This is a genomic window from Luteibacter sp. P4_D7_3 (assembly GCF_056401735.1).
The window spans coordinates 1-2520 of sequence record NZ_JBFUIT010000442.1 but is presented as its reverse complement, the minus strand read 5'-3'; the positions used below and the strand labels follow the sequence as shown (position 1 = coordinate 2520).

Here is a 2520-nt window from a genome sequence, read left to right as displayed (position 1 = left end):
CACATACAGTGCGTCTCCCCGCCGCACGCAGTGAGTCGCCCTGCCCTCATAGAAGTCGTCCGGCATATCCATATACCTGGCCCATTTGATTCGCTCGCCCGCCGCGTCGGCGACATAGACGTAGGGGCGGGAGAACATGCCGTCTTCGTCTGTCACCTTTCCAGCCACGCATTTGCTGTTGTCACCCACCGGTGTAGTCGAGTAGAGGTCGAAGTACTCGGGAAGTCCGTGGCTCGTAGCGGTTCGTGCCTTGGCCGGACTCGAATCGTGCGACGATGCATTTGCAAGGCCGCCTGCAAGAGTGACGGCGCTGATAGCTGCGGCCATCGCAACGGATTGAAGTTTCATGATCTCTGCCTCCTGAGGGTCGTAAGCCATCTGAGTTTCGGAATCGCCAGGCGACGGTGTCGCAGCACCGGTAACGCGCGCGGCATCACCGTGCGAACCTGCCGCTTTGGGAATGCTGGGCTTTCTCTTCACCGCCACGGGCACCCCATCGGGTGGAAGGTGTCCGAGTTCGACGCGGGTGCGCGCGTTTGCTATTTCAAGGTCACGCAGAAGCTGCGAGTCGTAGTGGATATCGCGGCTTGACAGCTTGTGTACGGAGAGCAGGGACGACGGCCGTGCGCCTTCGTCCTCGTCCCAGGAGTCTTCTTGCGTCGTCATGTTGCCTTGGGTCAGCTTTCGAGGGGTGGAGTGGCTCGCGCCACTAACTATTACTGGGCCAGCGCCGCGAGCACTCGAGCGTTAGTTTGCTTCCGCACGGCCTGGGCGCGCGCCAACGTACGTGACACCTGCCCCGCATGGGCCACTACAGAAACTGGCATACCGGCGCGCGCCTGCAGCCTCTTGTCCTTGAAGAACCAGTTCTTCCTTGCCCGGATCGGTCGGCAACCTTCGTAGAAGATGAGCTCTTCGTCGGCCGGCAGCTCCTTGATCTCCTGGGGCAGGAGAACGGCTCGGCGCTCCTCACTGAAGCTCGTCGACACCTGCGGCGCTCCGCCACCCCGACTGGTGCTCCGGTGTTCCTTCCGGACCGTTTTGTAGCCCAGCATTTCGCTGTATTCGTTAGCGTCGCTCTGCTCTCGCGGTGCGAAAACGATCTGCGCACCGTGGTTCGTGATGAAGTTCTGGGCGTCGTTCTCGCCGTAGGCGGAGCGCAGCTGGGCCCGACTCTGGACGATGCACAAGTCGCGCACGCCATAGCTAGCGGCGATGGATATTCGCTTCGCCCATACATCGACCCTTCCCATGGCGGTGAACTCGTCCATCAACATGAGCATCTGATACTTGAGATCAGGATCTTCTCCGAGTTGCTTGCCAAGATTGTTTCCGATCACGGTGCTGAAGAAGATGTTGAGTAGCTTGCTGCTCTCGTCCAGCTTGTTTGTGGGGATGATCACGTAAAGGGTGGTTGGCCGCTTGCGCAGGGCGCCGATGTCGAAATCCGTGGCGTTCGTCGCTGCGGCGAGGATCGGGCTAAGGAATTGCTGCAGGGGCGCCTGCATGGTGGCGATCACTGACGAAAAGGTATCTTCCGCCATGCCTGCGAGGTTGCCGAAGACGATTCGGGTCTGCTGGCTGACAAACCTGTATCTGGGCTTCCGGAGAATTGAATCGATGACCTCTTTGGTGCTTTGGGTGTCCGTTCCACTTGAGAAATGCAAGATGCGCTCGAAGCTGGGGAAATCCGGCGAGGTGTTTATATCCGCCATGAGCGGTTCGGTACCGTCCACTGCCTGCGAGATCATCTGGTCGTCCCAGGCTTCGAAGAGGTACGAAGCCATGGCGGTGAATGCCGCACGGCTCTGCGACGTCCAGAATGGATCGTTGCCTGGCTGGTCCGGGTAGAGAATGGCGGCGATGGTCTGGATCTCGCCAATACGCTTCGCAGGATCGACACCCGCCAAGGTGGTCATCGGATTGAATCGATGCGTGTTTCCCGCGTCATCGTAGGGCGCCCATACGTAGACTTTCTGCTGCTGCGATTCGCGCCAGCCGCTGGTCGCCTTGTACAGCTCACCCTTCAGGTCCAGCACCACCATTGAGTGCTGGTACGAGAGCAGCGCCGGAATAGCAATGCTGGTGGTCTTACCGGATCGTGTAGGGCTGATGGTAATGACATGCTGGGCGCCGCCGAGCCAGAGATAGCGGCCCTTGTACTTCCCCATGAGGATGCTTTCCGGAGTTTGCTTGAGCAGCCCCGCCTTTTTCATGTCCGCCAGCTTTGCGAAGCGTGCGTCGCCGTGCATGGTTTCTGGTTTGGACCTCAGTACCGGCATGAAAAGACTCAACCATGCCGCCAGCGGCCCACCGAATCCGAAGGCACCGCACAGCTTGATCTTAAGGACGTACGGCGCGACCTGGGGCAGATCGAGTGCGCGGAAGTATTGCCAATACGTGGTCACCCCCAGAGACACCTGGCCGAGGCCAAGAATCCATAGGGTAAGGAAACCCGCCAGGTACTCTCCGCCCACCAGGGCAAGGAGTCCAAGTACGAGCAACGTTAATGCCTTGTAC

1 protein-coding gene and 1 pseudogene are annotated in these 2520 nt (G+C 59.6%); both read right to left on the bottom strand.

The features are described 5' to 3' along the window. A pseudogene (locus tag AC1DSN_RS21260) lies at positions 1 to 666 on the bottom strand (hypothetical protein); the annotation flags it as partial. A gap of 50 nt (positions 667 to 716) precedes the next feature. Next, the gene (locus AC1DSN_RS21255) at positions 717 to 2504 is read right to left on the bottom strand and encodes a type IV secretory system conjugative DNA transfer family protein (protein ID WP_477332715.1); all 1788 of its coding nucleotides are present in this window, start codon (positions 2502 to 2504) and stop codon (positions 717 to 719) included. Positions 2505 to 2520: the final 16 nt, after the last annotated feature.